General features: G+C 59.2%; 14 protein-coding genes. 10 read left to right on the plus strand and 4 right to left on the minus strand.

Going from position 1 to position 16,775, the window contains the following annotated elements; genetic code table 11:
• Window positions 1–88 precede the first annotated feature (88 nt).
• From WNZ14_RS14010 to WNZ14_RS14025, 4 genes are all read left to right on the plus strand, one after another.
• Entirely contained in the window at window positions 89–412 is a 324-nt protein-coding gene (locus WNZ14_RS14010) for a succinate dehydrogenase assembly factor 2 (protein WP_342869262.1), read from the plus strand.
• Window positions 409–3,924: a transcription-repair coupling factor gene (gene mfd / locus WNZ14_RS14015; RefSeq protein WP_342869263.1), complete on the plus strand. Its 3,516-nt coding sequence runs from the start codon at window positions 409–411 to the stop codon at window positions 3,922–3,924. Before WNZ14_RS14010 ends, mfd begins: the two co-directional genes overlap by 4 nt.
• Before the next feature lie 182 nt (window positions 3,925–4,106).
• The gene (locus WNZ14_RS14020) at window positions 4,107–5,225 is read left to right on the plus strand and encodes a metallophosphoesterase (protein ID WP_342869264.1); all 1,119 of its coding nucleotides are present in this window, start codon (window positions 4,107–4,109) and stop codon (window positions 5,223–5,225) included.
• A 196-nt stretch (window positions 5,226–5,421) separates the two neighbouring features.
• Window positions 5,422–6,723, plus strand: a complete 1,302-nt coding sequence (locus WNZ14_RS14025) for an MFS transporter (RefSeq protein ID WP_342870234.1) — start codon at window positions 5,422–5,424, stop codon at window positions 6,721–6,723.
• Between the two features lie 68 nt (window positions 6,724–6,791).
• Here the strand turns inward: WNZ14_RS14025 and WNZ14_RS14030 are convergent, their stop codons facing one another.
• Both WNZ14_RS14030 and WNZ14_RS14035 read right to left on the minus strand, forming a co-directional pair.
• Window positions 6,792–7,469: a DsbA family oxidoreductase gene (locus WNZ14_RS14030; protein WP_342869265.1), complete on the minus strand. Its 678-nt coding sequence runs from the start codon at window positions 7,467–7,469 to the stop codon at window positions 6,792–6,794.
• A 40-nt stretch (window positions 7,470–7,509) separates the two neighbouring features.
• Window positions 7,510–9,333 carry an extracellular solute-binding protein gene (locus WNZ14_RS14035; RefSeq protein ID WP_342869266.1) on the minus strand — a complete coding sequence of 608 codons (1,824 nt, stop codon included), beginning with the start codon at window positions 9,331–9,333 and terminating at the stop codon, window positions 7,510–7,512.
• 302 nt (window positions 9,334–9,635) lie between these two features.
• Here WNZ14_RS14035 and WNZ14_RS14040 point away from each other — a divergent pair, with 302 nt between their 5' ends.
• The gene (locus tag WNZ14_RS14040) at window positions 9,636–10,244 is read left to right on the plus strand and encodes an invasion associated locus B family protein (RefSeq protein WP_342869267.1); all 609 of its coding nucleotides are present in this window, start codon (window positions 9,636–9,638) and stop codon (window positions 10,242–10,244) included.
• Window positions 10,245–10,339: 95 nt separating this feature from the next.
• Here WNZ14_RS14040 and hspQ read toward each other — a convergent pair whose 3' ends face one another.
• A complete protein-coding gene (gene hspQ, locus WNZ14_RS14045) occupies window positions 10,340–10,669 on the minus strand; it encodes a heat shock protein HspQ (RefSeq protein WP_342869268.1) in 330 nt (109 codons plus the stop codon).
• A 135-nt stretch (window positions 10,670–10,804) separates the two neighbouring features.
• On the opposite strand from hspQ, the gene WNZ14_RS14050 reads away from it, so the two are divergent.
• A complete protein-coding gene (locus WNZ14_RS14050) occupies window positions 10,805–11,767 on the plus strand; it encodes an AEC family transporter (RefSeq protein WP_342869269.1) in 963 nt (320 codons plus the stop codon).
• A 118-nt stretch (window positions 11,768–11,885) separates the two neighbouring features.
• On the opposite strand, the gene WNZ14_RS14055 is transcribed toward WNZ14_RS14050, so the two are convergent.
• Window positions 11,886–13,061 (minus strand): UbiH/UbiF family hydroxylase, encoded by a 1,176-nt coding sequence (locus WNZ14_RS14055; RefSeq protein WP_342870235.1) that lies wholly within the window; start codon window positions 13,059–13,061, stop codon window positions 11,886–11,888.
• Between the two features lie 113 nt (window positions 13,062–13,174).
• Here WNZ14_RS14055 and WNZ14_RS14060 point away from each other — a divergent pair, with 113 nt between their 5' ends.
• From WNZ14_RS14060 to WNZ14_RS14075, 4 genes are all read left to right on the plus strand, one after another.
• Window positions 13,175–14,107, plus strand: coding sequence for a DUF2182 domain-containing protein (locus tag WNZ14_RS14060; protein ID WP_342869270.1), 933 nt, complete (start codon window positions 13,175–13,177; stop codon window positions 14,105–14,107).
• A 25-nt stretch (window positions 14,108–14,132) separates the two neighbouring features.
• Window positions 14,133–14,750: a DUF1326 domain-containing protein gene (locus WNZ14_RS14065; RefSeq protein ID WP_342869271.1), complete on the plus strand. Its 618-nt coding sequence runs from the start codon at window positions 14,133–14,135 to the stop codon at window positions 14,748–14,750.
• 25 nt (window positions 14,751–14,775) lie between these two features.
• Window positions 14,776–15,504, plus strand: coding sequence for a phosphatidylcholine synthase (pcsA, locus tag WNZ14_RS14070; protein WP_342869272.1), 729 nt, complete (start codon window positions 14,776–14,778; stop codon window positions 15,502–15,504).
• Between the two features lie 65 nt (window positions 15,505–15,569).
• Window positions 15,570–16,544 (plus strand): quinone oxidoreductase, encoded by a 975-nt coding sequence (locus WNZ14_RS14075; protein ID WP_342870236.1) that lies wholly within the window; start codon window positions 15,570–15,572, stop codon window positions 16,542–16,544.
• Window positions 16,545–16,775: the final 231 nt, after the last annotated feature.

Below are 16,775 nucleotides of genomic sequence, written 5' to 3' on the forward strand. Positions count from 1 at the left end.
CAGAAGAACGGTAATTTTGCGCCAAAGGCAAGGCTGACATTTGTGTGGCGACAGGATATGGAAACCGTCGAAACATAAAAGGCTCATCATGACAGGAACAACACGTTCAAGCGTCGACCTCGATCCGCGCCGCCGCCGCATTCTCGTGCGGGCCTGGCGACGAGGCATTCGGGAAATGGACCTGGTGATCGGCGGCTTTGCCGATGCGGAGATCGCAGGCCTGAATGACACCGAACTAGATCAACTCGAAGGGCTGATGGCTGAAGAGGATGCGGACATCTTCCGCTGGGTCACCGGCGAAGCCGAGACACCGGAAAGGTTCCGAACAGCCATGTTTGACCGGATGCGGTCCTATGTGCCCGATTTCGAACCGCAAGACGCCGGAACGGAAGGGCAGGCGACCAAGCCATGAAGTCCGTCATTCCGGTTGGCAAGATTTCGGGTGCTGTGACGCCGGTCACATTGTCAGGTGTTCCGCAGGGCATGGAAGCGCTCGCGCTGGCCGAAATGGCTCGGTCCGCAGGTCCGCTCGCCCACATCATTTCAGATGGCCAGCGGATGACCGATCTCGAGCAGAATCTCGCGTTCTTTGCACCCGACATTCCGGTGCTGACTTTGCCGGGATGGGATTGCCTTCCCTATGACCGGGTTTCGCCGGGTGCCGATATTTCGGCCCGGAGGCTTGCAGCGCTGTCATCACTCGCGCATTTCTCGGAAAATCCGCACCCGGCGATCCTGCTGGTCACGGTCAACGCGATGCTGCAGCGGGTCCCGTCGAGAGGCGTGGTTTCCGATCTCGGGTTCTCGGCCCGCGCAGGCAACCGCCTGAAAATGGAAGATCTGTCGGCCCGCCTCTCAAAGAGCGGGTTTGAGCGGGTCGATACGGTCCGTGAAGTTGGCGAATATGCCGTGCGCGGCGGTATTCTCGATGTCTTCGTGCCCGGTGCCGAAGAGCCGGTGCGGCTCGATTTCTTCGGCGACACGCTTGAAAGTGTGAGACATTTCGATCCCGCCTCGCAGCGAACCACCGTTCAGGCCAAGGAACTTTCACTCAATGCTATGAGTGAAGTCACGCTCGAGCCCGAAACCATCAGCAGGTTTCGCACCAACTACCTCTCCATGTTTGGTGCGGCCACGCGTGACGATGCACTTTATGTGGCCATCAGCGAGGGCCGCCGTTATCCCGGCATGGAACATTGGCTGCCCCTGTTTCACGACGAAATGCAAACGGTGTTTGACTATCTTCGCGGGTTCCGTCTTTCCGGCGACCACATGATTGCGGAAGCAGCAAGTGAACGCCGTGCCCAGATCGTGGATCATTACGAGGCGCGGCAGGCGGCTCAGAGCATCGAGAAGGGCCGTGGCGTCCAGGCCACGCCCTACAAGGCGATCGAGCCGGATATGCTCTATCTCGATACGCCTGAGTTGCTGGCCTCACTCGACAAGCTGCACGCGACCCGGCTGACGCCGTTTCATGAGCCTGAGACATCCGCGCGGTTGGTAATCGACCTGCCGACAGCGACGGGGCCGCGCTGGGCCGCAGATGCGGAAGCCGACAAATCCGAAGAAGGTGGCCGGGCCAATTTGTTTGAAAAGCTGGTTGCCCATGTCGGCGCCAAGCGTGCCGAGGGGCGCAAGGTTCTCATCACAGCCTGGACCGAAGGCTCGCTGGACCGGCTCTTGCAGGTAACCGAAGAGCACGGTCTCAAGCGGGTCGTGCGGATCAACAGCCACGCCGAACTCGACAAGCTCAAGCCCGGCGAGGCGGCTGCCGCGGTGCTGGCCATCGAAGGCGGCTACGAGATCGACGATCTCGTCGTCATCGGCGAGCAGGACGTGCTGGGCGACAGGCTGGTGCGTCGCGCCAAGCGCAAGCGGCGCGGGGCTGACTATATCTCCGAGGTGTCCGGGCTCGACGAGGGCAATTACGTCGTCCACGCCGAACATGGCATCGGCCAGTTCATAGGTCTGCGCACCATTGAGGCCGCCGGCGCGCCGCATGCCTGTCTCGAACTGCATTACGCCGGCGACGCCAAGCTGTTCCTTCCGGTCGAAAACATCGAGCTTCTGACCCGCTACGGCTCTGATAGTGCCGAGGTGCAACTCGACAAGCTGGGCGGAGTTGCCTGGCAGTCGCGCAAGGCCAAGCTGAAAAAGCGGCTTTTGGATATGGCCGAGGGCCTGATCCGCATCGCCGCCGAACGACACATGCGCTCGGCGCCTGCACTTGCGGCGCCTGAGGGGCTCTATGATGAGTTTTCCGCCCGCTTCCCCTATGACGAGACCGAAGACCAGATGGCGGCCATCGACCGGGTGCGCGAAGATCTGGCGGCGGGCCGGCCGATGGACCGGTTGATCTGCGGCGACGTTGGTTTCGGCAAGACCGAAGTTGCGCTGCGTGCGGCCTTCATCGCCGCGATGAACGGTGTGCAGGTGGCGGTGGTGGTGCCGACGACGCTTCTGGCGCGGCAGCATTTCAAGACCTTTACCGAGCGGTTGCGGGGCTATCCGGTCCGCATCGCCCAGGCCTCGCGTCTTGTTGGTGCCAAGGAACTGGCCCTGACCAAGTCGGAACTGACTTCGGGCAGGACCGATATTGTGGTCGGCACCCATGCGCTGCTCGGCTCATCGATCCAGTTTGCCAATCTGGGGCTCTTGATCATCGATGAGGAGCAGCATTTCGGGGTCAAGCACAAGGAGCGGCTGAAAGAGCTGAAAAGCGACGTTCATGTGCTCACGCTCTCGGCAACGCCGATCCCGCGCACACTTCAGCTGGCAATGACCGGTGTGCGCGAACTCTCCCTCATCACCACGCCGCCAGTCGATCGAATGGCGGTCAGAACCTTCATTTCGCCGTTTGATCCCGTGACGGTGCGGGAAACGTTGATGCGCGAGCATTATCGCGGCGGACAGAGTTTTTATGTCTGTCCGCGGCTCGCGGATCTCGAGGATGTCGCAGCCTTCCTGCGCTCTGACGTGCCGGAACTGAAGTTTGCCGTCGCGCACGGCCAGATGGCCGCGGGTGAACTCGATGACATCATGAACGCGTTTTATGACGGGCAGTATGATGTGCTGCTGTCGACGACGATCGTTGAATCGGGCCTTGATGTGCCGACCGCCAACACGCTGATTGTCCACCGCGCCGACATGTTCGGTCTGGCTCAGCTGTACCAGATCCGCGGCCGGGTCGGCCGCTCGAAGGTCCGCGCTTTCGCGCTGTTTACGCTTCCCGTCAACAAGATGCTGACCACCATGGCGGACAAGCGGCTCAAGGTCTTGCAGTCCCTCGACACACTTGGCGCAGGCTTCCAGCTCGCAAGCCACGATCTCGATATTCGCGGCGCCGGCAATCTGCTGGGCGAAGAGCAATCCGGTCACATCAAGGAAGTCGGCTTCGAGCTTTATCAGCACATGCTCGAGGAGGCGGTGGCCGAGGTTCGCGGCGAGGACGAGGTGATCGACACCGGCTGGTCGCCGCAGATCACTGTCGGCACGCCGGTGATGATCCCGGAGGATTATGTGCCGGATCTGCATTTGCGGCTCGGGCTTTACCGCAGGCTCGGCGACATCATTGATGTCAACGACATCGACGGGTTTGGCGCAGAGATGATCGACCGATTCGGGCCATTGCCGATCGAGGTTCAGCATCTCCTGAAGATCGTCTTCATCAAGGCGCTCTGCCGCAAAGCCAATGTCGAGAAACTCGATGCCGGCCCCAAGGGTGTGGTTGTGCAATTCCGCAACAAGGAGTTCCCCAATCCTGCAGCACTTGTCGGGCACATTTCCAAGCAGGGGCAGATGGCCAAGATCCGGCCGGATCAGAGCGTTGTGTTCATCCGCGACCTGCCGACGCCCGACAAGCGGCTCAATGGGGCTGCCGTGGTGATGACGCATCTGGCGGAACTGGCAGCAAAGAGCGGTTGAGGGTGGTAAATGGCGAGGTGGCTCTCTATCTGACGACACACAGGTGCCTGCGCGTGCAACCCTTTGCGTGAGCCGGCCAAGACACTCAATTATGTAATCCGGGAATTGGCAGCTCCGATCGTTCCTAATCAATCCGCGGCCATACCGCCGCAGGGTTTCTCAAGTCACCAAAGGCGCCTGTGATGTTTCAACTCGTTACCGGACTTCCATGGCTGATCGTGCTTGTCCGCTTCATCCTGCCGCTTGACTGGCCCTGGACGCTCAAGGCGCTGCTTGCAGTGGTTCTGCTGATTGCTTCGCAATATCATTATTTCAGCCGGCTCTCGTCGGGCTCGGTGTTTTCGCCAGAGTTTCCCAGACCGCTGGTCATTGCGTTCAATGTCCTGTTTGGCGCAATCGTGCTTCTGGCGGTGTTCCAGCTTGCGCTTGATGTGGCCGCTCTCCTTGTTCTGGCGGTCACATGGCAGTTTCCAGTGATTGCTCCAGAGGTGAGATATGCGGCAGGAATTGCTGCACTCGCCCTGTCGTCATTCGGCGTCAACCGGGCCATCATTGTCCCACCGCTCAAGGATATGGAGATCGCCATTCCGGGGCTTGCGGCTGCGTTCGATGGCTACAGGATCGTGCAGTTGACCGACTTGCACATCAGCCGGCTGTTTCCCGCCGCCTGGACCGCATCCATGGTGGCCAAGACAAACGCGCTTGAGGCCGATCTGATCGTCATTACCGGTGACTTCATCGATGGCAGTCTCGAGAACCGGCGTGCCGACGTCGAGCCGTTGCGCGGGCTTTCGGCTCATGATGGCGTCTATGCCATTTCGGGAAATCACGAGTATTTTTTCGACGCGGATGCCTTCTTGCGGCACTTCGAGGGCATGGACATGCGGTTGCTCTCCAACAGCCACGCAGTCATCGAACGCGGCGCGGCCAAACTGGTTATTGCAGGAGTCCCTGATCATTCGGCTGGACGGAACGGTTATGCGGCTCCCGATCTTGGCGCCGCGCTCAGCGGTGTGCCAGAACAGGCTCCGGTCATCCTGCTCGACCATCAGCCGATGCAGGCAAAAAGGGCCGCAGACTCCGGGGTGGCGCTGCAACTCTCCGGACACACCCATGGAGGTATGATCCGCGGCATGGACCGGCTGCTTGCGCGCGCCAACAACGGTTTTGTCTCCGGCCTTTATCAGGTCGGATCGATGCAGCTTTACGTCAACAACGGCACTGCGCTCTGGCCCGGTTTTGCGCTGCGGCTCGGGAGACCGGCGGAGCTCACGCGCATCACACTGCGGCAGAAGAGCTGAAGCAGCGGCGGCATGGCGGGGATGCTGGCATCTGTTTGACATTACGTTGAATTTTCCGATTGCGTCTGGCGCAATCCAGGCGACGCGAGTATCGCTAGTCTGATCAGATGACGAAATGAACGACATGCCCAATCCCAAACTTCCCGACCAAGCCGAAGACGGATTACCTACGCCCCGACGCCAGCTGGCGATTGGCGTGCTGCTGATGGCGCTCGTCCTCGTCGTGCTCGATGGCGCCATCGCCAATGTCGCGCTGCCTTCCATTGCGATCTCGCTGGGAGCACATCCCAGCGACACGGTCTGGGTCGTCTCAAGCTACCAGCTCGCCGTGCTTGTCGCTCTGCTGCCCTGCGGCGCGCTCGGCGAGATTTACGGGCCGCGGCGCGTTTTCCTGATTGGTGTGGCGCTGTTCACGCTAGCGTCAACGGCCTGTGCGCTGGCGGGCAGTCTGCCTGTGCTGGTGGCCGCGCGCTTTGCACAAGGCCTGGGTGCCGGTGCGATCATGGGGCTTGCAGCGATGAACCTGCGCTTTGCCGTGCCGCAGCGTATGCTCGGCACTATCATTGGCTTCAACGCCATGACAATCGCCATTTCTGCGGCTGCAGGACCGGCTGTCGCCGGGGCCATACTCTCGATTGCCAGTTGGCCATGGCTCTTTGCCGTCAACATACCGCTGGGGCTGGTCATACTCCTGTGTGGTCGGTTTCTGGGTCATATGGAAGGCATCAAGCGGAGGATCAACGTTCTGGCGCTGCTGGCCAACACGTTAATGTTCATCCTGTTCTTTGCCGGCGCGGAACAGATGGCAACCGCCCCCCTGAGCGGCGCCTTGCTCATCGGATGCTCGGTCCTGTGCCTGATGGCGGTGCTATGGCTTGAACGCAATACAAGCACGCCGATCGTGCCGACCGATCTGCTCGCCGAGCCCGGCTTCCGGGTTGCTGTCATCGCGTCGGTTGCCTGCTTTACCGGCCAGATGCTGGCCTACGTGGCGCTACCGTTCTATCTGCAGCATACCATGGGCATGACGCCAGCGCTGACCGGGCTCTACATGATGCCATGGCCGATTGCGACGATCATCATGGCCCCAATTGCGGGGCGGCTTGCCGACCGGATCAAGACGGCCTGGCTGTGCGCCTCTGGCGGCGGATTGCTGGCTCTGGGGCTGCTAATTGCCGGACTGTTGCCACCTGATGCGATGGGGATTGCATTTCTGATCGGCACTACGCTTGCCGGAGCAGGCTTTGGTCTCTTCCAGACGCCGAACAACCGCATCCTGCTACTTTCGGCGCCGAAGGCGCGCAGTGGCGCTGCGGGAGCGATGCAAGGCACGGCAAGGCTGATGGGCCAGACAATGGGCGCCATTTCGATGTCGATCATCTTTGCACTGGTGCCGCTGGCGAATGCGCCCAATATGGCGATGGTGCTGGCCGGCCTGTGCGCGGCTGTTTCAGCCCTGGTCAGCCTTAGCCGAGCCCGGTTTGAGACCACGAAATAGCACGCGCAAGCAATCTCGCTCTTTCGCTGGCAACGAACGACTTCCGCAGGAGCGGCGCTGTTTGCTGCTCAGAAATCGTTGGCTGCCTGGCGGTCTTTCTCGGCAGCCACCTTGCGCATCGCATCGGCAAGTGCTTCGGATGACTGGGCGCCAACCACGGCATATTGCATGTCGATGATGAAGCACGGCACACCGGTAACACCCATCTGCCGTGCCTGATCGATTTCGGTCGCCACAGTGTCGCGGTCCGCTTCGCCAGCGAGCAGTCTTTCGACGACGGGAGCTTCAAGCCCTACCAGTTCCGCAGCTTCCAGCAACACCGCATCGTCACCGATGTTCTTGCCGTCTTCGAAATAGGCCTTGAACAGCAAATCCACCATCTGGTGCTGCGCCGGTAAGCCGAGCGAACTCGCCCAGCGGATCAGCCTGTGTGCGTCCATCGTGTTGGCCGACACTTCTATCTTGTCGAAGGCGAAGGGAATGTCCTCCTCAACGCCTGCTGCGCGAACAGTTGCATAGGCCTGCTCAGCGCCTTCGGCACCGCCAAACTTGTCCTCGAGATATTGTTTCCGATCCTTGCCTTCCTTGGGCAGGGTAGGGTCAAGCTGATAGGGACGCCAGCGCACCTCGACATCCATCTCAGACCTAACTTCCTCAAGGGCTGCTTCGAGCCTGCGCTTGCCGATATAGCACCAGGGGCACATGACATCGGAGACGATATCGATGGTCAATGAGGGAGCAGTCATGGTTTCACCTTTCGGGTGTCTTGGCGTTCGAACTGATTTCTCAGGGGGCTGCGGTGGTATCCCACCAGGCTGGCAGATAATAGCCGTAAAGCGGGGGCTCGCCATCAGGTTCGGCGATCCGGCTGCGGTGCGCCACCCAGGACTTGCCGAGGTGGAAGGCCGGGATCACATAATGGCCCGACAACAGGACGCGGTCAAATGCCCGCACGGCGGAGCGAAATCCTTCGGCCGTGCGTTCGTTGAGCATCGCATCGATCGCCGCGTCGATCGCAGGGCTCGCGGCGCCGGCAAAGTTGAAAGATCCCTGCTGGTCGCGGGAGGCCGAGCCCCACCGGTTCAACTGTTCGGTGCCCGGAGACAGTGATGACGAAAACGCTTTCATGATCATGTCGTAGTCGAATGTCTGCGAGCGCTGCTGATATTGAGCGTCATCGACAGTCCGGATCGTCATTTCGATACCGAGTGCTGAAAGAGAGCGTTGAAATGCGATCGCCAGTTTTTCCTGGCCCTCATTCTGGGTCATCAGGTTGAAGGCAAACGGCTTGTCGTTTGCATCCAGCAACTTGCCATTTTCGATTCTGTATCCAGCCTCCTGCAGCAGCGTCAGCGCTGCGCGCTGCACCTTACGGTCGCGACCTGACCCGTCGGTTACCGGCAGGACCCAGGTTCCATCCAGAATGTCATCCGACACAGCATCGGGGAACGGCGCCAGGATTTCGCGCTCGCGGGCGTCGGCGGGCTTGCCGTAGCTCGACAGATCCGAGCCATCCCAGAACGAGTGGGTGCGGGTATAGCTGTTGTCGTAAAGACTGCGGTTGGACCATTCGAAGTCAAAAAGCATGGTCAAGGCACGGCGGACCCGGACATCCTCGAAGAAATGTCTGCGTGTGTTGAAGACGAAACCGTACATCCCCGACGGGGTCTTGTTATCGTATTCCTTTCGGACAATCTCGCCTGATGTGACGGCGGGGAAATCGTAGCTGCGTGACCAGTTGGTGGCGCTGCCATCGGGATAGACATCGAAAACGCCCTTCTTGAACGCCTCGAACTGGCTGGTCTCGGACAGGAAATACTCGACCGAAATCTGGTCATAATTGTCGATGCCGCGTTTGATCGGCAGATCTCTGGCCCAGTAATCCTTGTTACGGGTGTAGGTGATGCGTTCGCCGGGTTTGACTTCGCTGACAACATAAGGTCCGGAACCGATACCGGGTTCAAGCGTGGACTGGTCGAATGTCTCGGGATCGGTCGCATGTTTGGGCAATACCGGGGAAAGCGACAGGATCAGCGGGAATTCGCGGTTGGAAGTTTCATTGAAGGTGAACCGAACTGAAAGCGGTCCGACCTTTTCCATGCTGGCGACACGTTTGAGACGGGTGCTGTAGGGCGGACGGCCTTTTTCCTTCATCAGCTCCATCGTGAAGATCACATCATCCGCAGTCACCGGCTCTCCGTCGGACCAGCGCGCGGCGGGATTGATATTGTACTGGATGAAGCTGCGCTCATCGTCCCATTCCACCGTTTCGGCGAGCATGCCGTAGAGCGTGAAGGGTTCATCCTGGGATCGCTGCATCAAGGTTTCATAGACAAGATTGCCGAAGACCGGATCAGCAAGGCCCCGAGCGGTGGTGCGCATGCTTTTGACGATGAACGGCCGGACACTGTCGAAGGTGCCGACAACGCCGTAATTCACCTTGCCACCCTTTGGCGCATCCGGATTGACGTAAGGGAGGTGGCTGAAATCGGCAGGCAATGCGGGTTCGCCATGCATTGCAATGCCGTGCACCGGTTCGGCATGAGCGCCCGGCAAGGTGCTAATCAACGCGCCTGCTGCGACGGCCAGTGCTCCCAGCAATTGTCTCATTGTCGATCCTCCAGGGTGTCATGCGTGGCAATTGCGTGAACATACGCTGCCGTCGAATCCCGTTTCAAGGATATACGGGCCTGCGGTTACAGGCCACCGCTCACCGGGCAGGCGCAGATTTTTTTGAGCTGAACATTGCCTCCGGGCTGGATATTGCAGCCTTCCCGCGGTAACAGGAACGCGAAACAAGCCTTGCTGTTGCCGCATTTTCAATCGAGAAGGCGCGCTATATACATGAGGGCGCAGAGTAAGCGCGAACCCTACGCTGCCCCGGGGCCGCATTTCAGGAGTAATGGAAACAAATGAACGCCATCACAAAGACCCTTTTCACCGCTGTCATGTCGGTTGGCGTCGCTGCCGCATTCATGCCGGCGACCGCTTCCGCCCAGGGTGCAAACCAGGGCTGGTACAAGACCTGCACCAAACAGGAAGACAATGACGTCTGCGTCGTGCAGAACATTGTTACGGCGCCGACGGGTCAGTTGCTGACGGCAATCGGCCTGATCAAGGTGACCGGCAAGGTCAACCGCATGATCCTTCAGGTCACGGTTCCTACCGCACGCCTGATCCAGCCCGGCATCAATCTGCAGGTCGACGGCGGCCAGGCACAGCGTCTCGAGTATGCGATCTGCATGCCGGAAACCTGCGTGGCTGAAACGCTCCTGACCGATGCAATGGTCGCTTCCTTCAAGAAGGGCGGCGAACTGGTTCTGACTTCGGTCAACTACCAGCGTACGCCGAACCCGCTGAAGATCTCGCTTGAAGGCTTCACCCAGGGATGGGACGGTGATCCGATCGCGCAGTCCGAACTGCAGGAACGCCAGCGTCTGCTGCAGGAAGAAATGGCCAAGAAGGCTGATGAAGCCCGCAAGAAGCTTGAAGACGCGCAGGCAGCTGCGAAGAAAAACTGATTTAGCTGGACTTCAAATGAAAAGGCCCGGATTCGCCACCGCATCCGGGCCTTTTTTATTCCTGCACTGAAGCGCCTTGTCAGATGCTCCCGTGATCAGTGGCTGATGCTTTCCTTGGGCTTATAGACCCCGTCCACCTGGGCATCAAAGAACTCGGCCAGCTGCGGATGGCGAACCGGTTGTTCGTTGTCATCAACCAGCAGGTTCTGTTCTGAAACATAGGCCACGTATTCGGTCTCGTCGTTTTCGGCCAGCAGATGATAGAACGGCTGATCCTTGCGCGGACGGACCTGTTCGGGAATGGCGTTCCACCATTCCTCGGTATTGGCGTAAACCGGGTCAACGTCGAATATCACGCCCCGGAACGGGAAAATCCGGTGCTTGACGATTTGTCCGATGTGAAATTTGGCTTCTTTGAGCTGCATGTCTTTCTTCCTTTGGGCGTTTACATGGGAAGTTTGACCAGAAGTTCAACTGTTTGGCCTTGACGCCGCTGCGTCGGGAACCTACCCCCTGCAAAAGCTGAAGCATTGTATTAACAGCTCGCGCAGGGATCAAGTATGGCTGAAATCACTGGTCTGGTGCTGCCCTTTTTCGGCCTGATCCTGCTTGGTTACATCACTGCGCGTATCACCAAGCAGCCGCATGAGGCGATGGGATGGCTCAACACCTTCATCATCTATGTCTCGCTGCCCGCGCTGTTTTTCAAGCTCCTGTCCCGGACGCCGATCGAAGAGCTGGCGCGCTGGGACTACGTCATGACCAGCATGGTGGTTACCTATACGGTCTTTGCCATCGTCTTTGCTGCAGGCATCCTGGTTCGGCGGGCGCCGATTGGCGAAGCCACGGTTCAGGGGCTGGCAGGGGCTTACGGCAATATCGGCTATATGGGGCCGGGCATCGCCATTCTGGCGTTCGGTGAACCGGCCGCGGTGCCGGTTGCGTTGATCTTCTGCTTTGAGAACATCATGCATTTCACCATTGCACCGATGATGATGGCGCTCGCAGGCGGCGACCACCGAAGCGCAGGCGCACTGGCACTCGGGGTGACGCGCAAGATCGCGTTTCACCCGTTCATTCTTGCCACAGTGGTGGGGGTTGCCGCGGCATGGGCGGAATTTGTGCCGCCGGTGCCGGTCGGACGCCTGATCGACTATCTGGCGCAGGCAGCAGCGCCGTGTGCCTTGTTTGCGATGGGCGTGACTCTCGCGCTCCGGCCGCTCAAGCGAGTGCCGGTGGAACTCGGCTATATCGTGCCGATGAAACTGATCGCGCATCCGGTGTTGATGTATCTCGGGCTGAGCGCCATCGGCAATTTCGACCCGGTGTGGGTCTACACGGCCGTCCTGCTCGCATCCCTGCCGACAGCCACCAATGTGTTCGTGATCGCGCAGCAATATTCGACTTGGGTCGAACGCGCTTCCGCAACCGTGCTTGTGACCACGGTGAGCAGCGTGCTGACGGTTTCGGCATTGCTCTGGCTGATCACCAGCGGAACCCTGCCGCCGGACCTGTTTCCCTGAACAGGGTTTTGGCGCGTTGCCATCTCTGCAACGCTCTATTTTAGATATGCATAATATAAATTACATCAAGCCGTTGCTGCGGTTTCTGAAAGTAATATCAGAGCTGCGGTGCGGCTGATCAGGCGGCACCATTCCTGCGCCAGCCCGGTGTCATGCCTTCGCGCATGGCCATAAGCCTGAGTGGCGGAATGGCAGACAATGCTGCCAGTCCACCGGCTCGAAGGGCCTGAACCGGCAGGAACGAACTCAACAGGGCGCGGTTAAGAAGATCGACCCCGGCTGTCCGGCTAGTGACGTCGATCCGGCGCTGACGATTGAAAGCGGTGACGGCATGCGGCGCATGTCCCGGTCCACCGGCATCGATGATCGACTGGATCGCCTGCATGATGTCGCGAAGCCCGAGATTGAGGCCCTGAGCGCCGATCGGCGGAAAGGCATGGCCGGTTTCACCGACCAACATTGTCCGGCCCTTGCCGAAACTGTCGGCAATCAGGCTCGACAGCGGCCAGGCCTGGACGGCGCCGTCCACCTCGACCTTCCCCAGAATGGACCGCATCCGGGTTTCCACCTCAGTGTTGAGCGCATCGCGGGGCAGGGCAAGGATGCCGTCGACATCGCCGGGCTTGACGGCCCAAACGAGACTGGAGCGATTGCCGGGCAGCGGCACTTGGGTAAACGGTCCTTGCTCGGTGTGGAACTCGGTCGAAGTATCTTCATGAGCGATGCCATGGGAGAAGTTCATCACAAGGGCAGTTTGCGGATAGGACCAGGTCTTGACCCGGATCCCGATCGCCTCGCGCAACTTCGAACCGCGGCCATCCGCCGCCAGAGCTGCCAGCGCATTTACCTCTGTGCCATCCTCCAGGGTGAGCGTGATTGCCTCTTCGGACTGTTCGGCATCCGCCATCGGGCTTTCGAAACGATCAATCAGGCCGGATTGACGGGTTGCGGCCTGGAGCACGTCGAACAAAGGTTGGTTGGGGATATTGTAGCCAAAGGCGTCAAGATCGATTTCGCTCGAACGGAAGGAGACCGGCGGGGCGCGGAACAGCCGCTTGGTGCCATCGAGAATGCGCATGGTGCGCAAGGGGGCAGACACGGACCTGACATCTTCCCAGACACCTAGTCGGGCCAGCAACTCGATTGATTCCGACAACAGCGCGGTGGTGCGTCCATCCTGTTGTGGGGGCGCGGGCGCGATGAAGGCGACGCGCCATCCCTCGTTTGCAGCAGCAAGAGCTGCAACGGATCCGGCAAGGCCACCACCGATGACCGCTATGTCATATTGCTCCAGCAATTCTTCGCCCTTTCCCAAAACTTCGCCTGTTCAATGCGTTGGCGATTGCGTCACAGGCCATCCATCCTTTACATCGCCTGACCAACGAACTCCATGGGATCATTTGGCGCATGTTCACGCCCCGCGCAAACACAGATCCGCTCGACGGCCGGTTTGATCAACTGGACAGGTCCGGACGCACGATAGCCAGGATGGCGCGCCGTCCGGTCTGGCCAGTACTGGCGATGGTGCTGCTGACCGCCGGGATAGCCTGGTGGTTCCTGATGTCGATGGCAGGTTCGGTCATCGCGATTGAGGGAACACCGCGTCCGCTGGGGCCCGGCATGTCGCTCATCGCAAATCTTCTTCCGGTCGATCCCGGCTCCTTCGCTGCGACGATTGCCGACCTCTGCCTCTCGGGAGGCTCAGACGTCCTGCTTGCGGGCGGTTCTAGTATGGCGGTGGCTCTGGCGCTTTTCGTCATGTGGTTTGCCATGTCGGCGGCAATGATGTTGCCAACCGCCGCACCGATGATCCGCACATACGCCGAAATCGCCGATACCGCTGCCACGCGTGGAGAACCTGTCGTGCACCCTGCGGTTCTGACCGCTGGTTATCTGTTTGTATGGGCTCTGGCGGCTATCGGCTTCACCCTTATCCAGCTGGCGATAGTCAAGTTCACCGGATCGGCGACGACGAGTCCGGCCAAGGGCGTGATTGCCGGCATCATCTTGCTGGGCGCCGGCCTCTATCAGTTCACGTCTCTTAAGCAGGCTTGCCTGACCAAATGCCGCAATCCATTCACGACGCTGTTTGCGCGCTGGAGGACAACCGTGCCCGGCGTGTTCCGGCTCGGGATGGAACAAGGTGCGTGGTGCCTGGGCTGCTGCTGGGCACTGATGCTGATCATGCTTGCAGTCGGCAGCATGAATGTGGTCTGGATGGCGGCGCTGACCCTGTTTACATTTCTTGAGAAAACTGGGGCAGGGCGGGTGACAACGAATGCCGGCGGGGCGATAGTAAGCATCTGGGGAGCCGCCCTGATTTGGGCCGCGTTGATATAAGAAGAACTCGAGGGAGACGACGTGAATGGCAGATGTTGAGTGGGCGTTGAAAGGGGAGCTGGTGCTCTCGTGCAATTGCACGGTTTTCTGTCCCTGCGTGATCTCGCTTGGCCAGCATCCGCCAACCGAGGGCTATTGCCAGACCTGGGCCGGGTTCCGCGTCGACAATGGCTATTACGGCGACACCGATCTTTCCGGCCTCAACCTCGGACTGATCATGGAAATTCCGGGCTACATGAGCCGGGGCAACTGGACAGCCGGCCTGTTTGTCGACAAGCGTGCCTCGATCTACGCCACCAAGGCTTTCACAAAGATTTTCACCGGCAAGGCCGGGGGCACCACATCGCTGCTTTCCATTCTTGTCGGCAACTTTCTCGGGGTTCAGCAGGAGCCGATCAGCTACGAGGTCGAAGACAAGCGGCGCATCTTCAAGATTCCGAAGATCATCGATGGCGTGGTTGCGCCGATTCCGGGCAAGAATCACGGTGAAGACACGGTCATTTCCAATTCGGAATACTGGATCGCACCGGAAATCATTGTAGCGAAATCGGAAAAGTCGAAACTGCGCGCCTTTGGCCGCAACTGGAACTTTGCCGGCCGTTCGGCTGAAATCTGCGCCCTCGACTGGAGCGGCCCGAACTGAAAATACGCTTGGAGGCGTGGGCGGCATGAAGCTTCCGTTTAAATACCGCCGCGTTCCCTACGCGGAAATCAGGGCGTTTTCGGTCCATATCCTGACCGCCAGCGGCTCTTATATGGCCTTTCTTGCGCTTGTGGCTGCGGCTGAGGGGCGGTTTGTCGATTTATGGTGGTGGCTTGGCGTTGCCATGCTGATCGACGGAATCGACGGACCCATTGCGCGCAGGCTCAACGTCAAAGAAGTTCTTCCGAACTGGTCCGGCGTGATGCTCGACAACGTGATCGACTATGTCACTTACGTGCTGATACCCGCCTTTGCGCTCTATCAGAGCGGAATGATTGGCGAGCCTTTGTCGTTTGTGGCTGCCGGCCTGATCGTGGTCTCAAGCGCGATCTACTATGCTGATATGGGCATGAAGACGGACGAGAATTTCTTCTCGGGCTTTCCAGTTGTCTGGAACATGCTGGTGTTTACGCTGTTTGTGACCAACCCGTCGGAAACCGTGGCGTTCGTGATCGTGTTGGCTGCCGTCGTCATGACGTTCCTGCCGATCAATTTCCTGCACCCGGTTCGGGTCATCCGGCTCAGGCCGTTCAACCTCACTGTGTTTACCGTCTGGTCTGTGCTGTCGGCTTATGCGCTTCTGCTGCATTTCGATAGCCCGGACTGGCTGATGTGGGCCGTGATGCTGACTGGTGGCTATCTGTTCGTCATTGGCGGAATCATGCAGTTGTTTCCCGCTCTCGGACGGCGCTAGATCGAAAAGACCACTAAATTGAAAGAAAACGGCCTATGGCCGCAGTCTCATTGGAGGAGATCGACATGAAGGCAATCCTGATTTCGAAACATGGCGGTCCGGAAGTGCTGGAATGGCGCGATCACGAGGTCGGACATCCCGGCCCCGGCGAAGTGCGTGTCCGCCAGGAGGCAGTGGGTCTTAACTTTCTCGACGTATACTTTCGCACCGGTCTCTATGCGGCCCCAAATGGGCTACCGCTGGTTCCGGGAAACGAAGCTGCTGGAGTGGTTACGGAAGTTGGTGAGGGTGTCACGCTGTTCAAGCAGGGCGACCGCGTCGCCTATGCAGGACCTATCGGCGCCTATGCGCAGGAGCGGCTGATTGAAGCCCAGAAGATCGTCAAGGTGCCTGATGGCATCGAACTCGATGTCGCCGCCAGCATGATGCTCAAGGGGATGACGGCGGAGTACCTGCTTTGTCGGACCTATGCCGTCCAGCCTGGTGACACGATCCTGTTTCATGCGGCAGCCGGCGGGGTCGGACTGATCGTCGGTCAATGGGCAAAGGCGCTGGGCGCTACAGTTATCGGAACTGTCGGTTCGGATGAAAAGGCTGAACTGGCCTCCGCCAATGGCTATGACCATGTCATCAATTACCGGACAGAGGATTTTGTCGGTCGGGTCAAGGAGATCACTGGCGGCAAGGGTTGCGAAGTTGTCTACGACGCGGTGGGCAAAGACACCTTTCCCGGCTCGCTTGATTGTTTGCGCCCGCGTGGGCTGTGGGCCTCGTTTGGCCAGTCATCGGGTCCGATCGAACCGTTCAACATGGGCATCCTTTCCCAGAAGGGGTCGCTGTTTGCAACACGGCCGACGCTGTTCACCTACATCGCCAGCCGCGAGGATCTCGAAGCCTCGGCCAACGCACTGTTTGATGTGGTTTCACGCGGTGTCGTGAAGATCGACATTAATCAACGCTACCCGCTTTCGGATGCTGCGCAGGCACATACCGATCTCGAGGGACGCAAGACAACCGGCACCACGGTTCTGCTGCCGTAATCAACAGGAATGATCGACCGGGCGGATCTGAAGCACTCTCAGGATAATTTTGAGAAAGCCGCCCGGTCGATGCCTTTATCGAATAAATGAAACGCTGCGCCTTGAAAAAGCTTAGTATTTTCAATCATCCCTGTTTGGTGTGACGCAAGATAATTACGTTCGATGGCGATAGGCCATGATGGCATGGTCGGAATTCAGGCTCTTGAATTTTTTGACCATTTGGTGAAGCTT

Source organism: Hoeflea sp. AS60 (genome assembly GCF_038900115.1).
In the GTDB taxonomy this organism is placed as follows: Bacteria; Pseudomonadota; Alphaproteobacteria; order Rhizobiales; family Rhizobiaceae; genus Hoeflea.

What these genes read in the sequence shown, in the direction of transcription:
- WNZ14_RS14010 (WP_342869262.1), top strand. Translation starts at nt 89, where the DNA reads ATGACAGGAACAACACGTTCAAGCGTCGACCTCGATCCGCGCCGCCGC.
- mfd (WP_342869263.1), top strand. Translation starts at nt 409, where the DNA reads ATGAAGTCCGTCATTCCGGTTGGCAAGATTTCGGGTGCTGTGACGCCG.
- WNZ14_RS14020 (WP_342869264.1), top strand. Translation starts at nt 4,107, where the DNA reads ATGTTTCAACTCGTTACCGGACTTCCATGGCTGATCGTGCTTGTCCGC.
- WNZ14_RS14030 (WP_342869265.1), bottom strand. Translation starts at nt 7,469, where the DNA reads ATGACTGCTCCCTCATTGACCATCGATATCGTCTCCGATGTCATGTGC.
- WNZ14_RS14035 (WP_342869266.1), bottom strand. Translation starts at nt 9,333, where the DNA reads ATGAGACAATTGCTGGGAGCACTGGCCGTCGCAGCAGGCGCGTTGATT.
- WNZ14_RS14040 (WP_342869267.1), top strand. Translation starts at nt 9,636, where the DNA reads ATGAACGCCATCACAAAGACCCTTTTCACCGCTGTCATGTCGGTTGGC.
- hspQ (WP_342869268.1), bottom strand. Translation starts at nt 10,669, where the DNA reads ATGCAGCTCAAAGAAGCCAAATTTCACATCGGACAAATCGTCAAGCAC.
- WNZ14_RS14050 (WP_342869269.1), top strand. Translation starts at nt 10,805, where the DNA reads ATGGCTGAAATCACTGGTCTGGTGCTGCCCTTTTTCGGCCTGATCCTG.
- WNZ14_RS14060 (WP_342869270.1), top strand. Translation starts at nt 13,175, where the DNA reads ATGTTCACGCCCCGCGCAAACACAGATCCGCTCGACGGCCGGTTTGAT.
- WNZ14_RS14065 (WP_342869271.1), top strand. Translation starts at nt 14,133, where the DNA reads ATGGCAGATGTTGAGTGGGCGTTGAAAGGGGAGCTGGTGCTCTCGTGC.
- pcsA (WP_342869272.1), top strand. Translation starts at nt 14,776, where the DNA reads ATGAAGCTTCCGTTTAAATACCGCCGCGTTCCCTACGCGGAAATCAGG.
- WNZ14_RS14075 (WP_342870236.1), top strand. Translation starts at nt 15,570, where the DNA reads ATGAAGGCAATCCTGATTTCGAAACATGGCGGTCCGGAAGTGCTGGAA.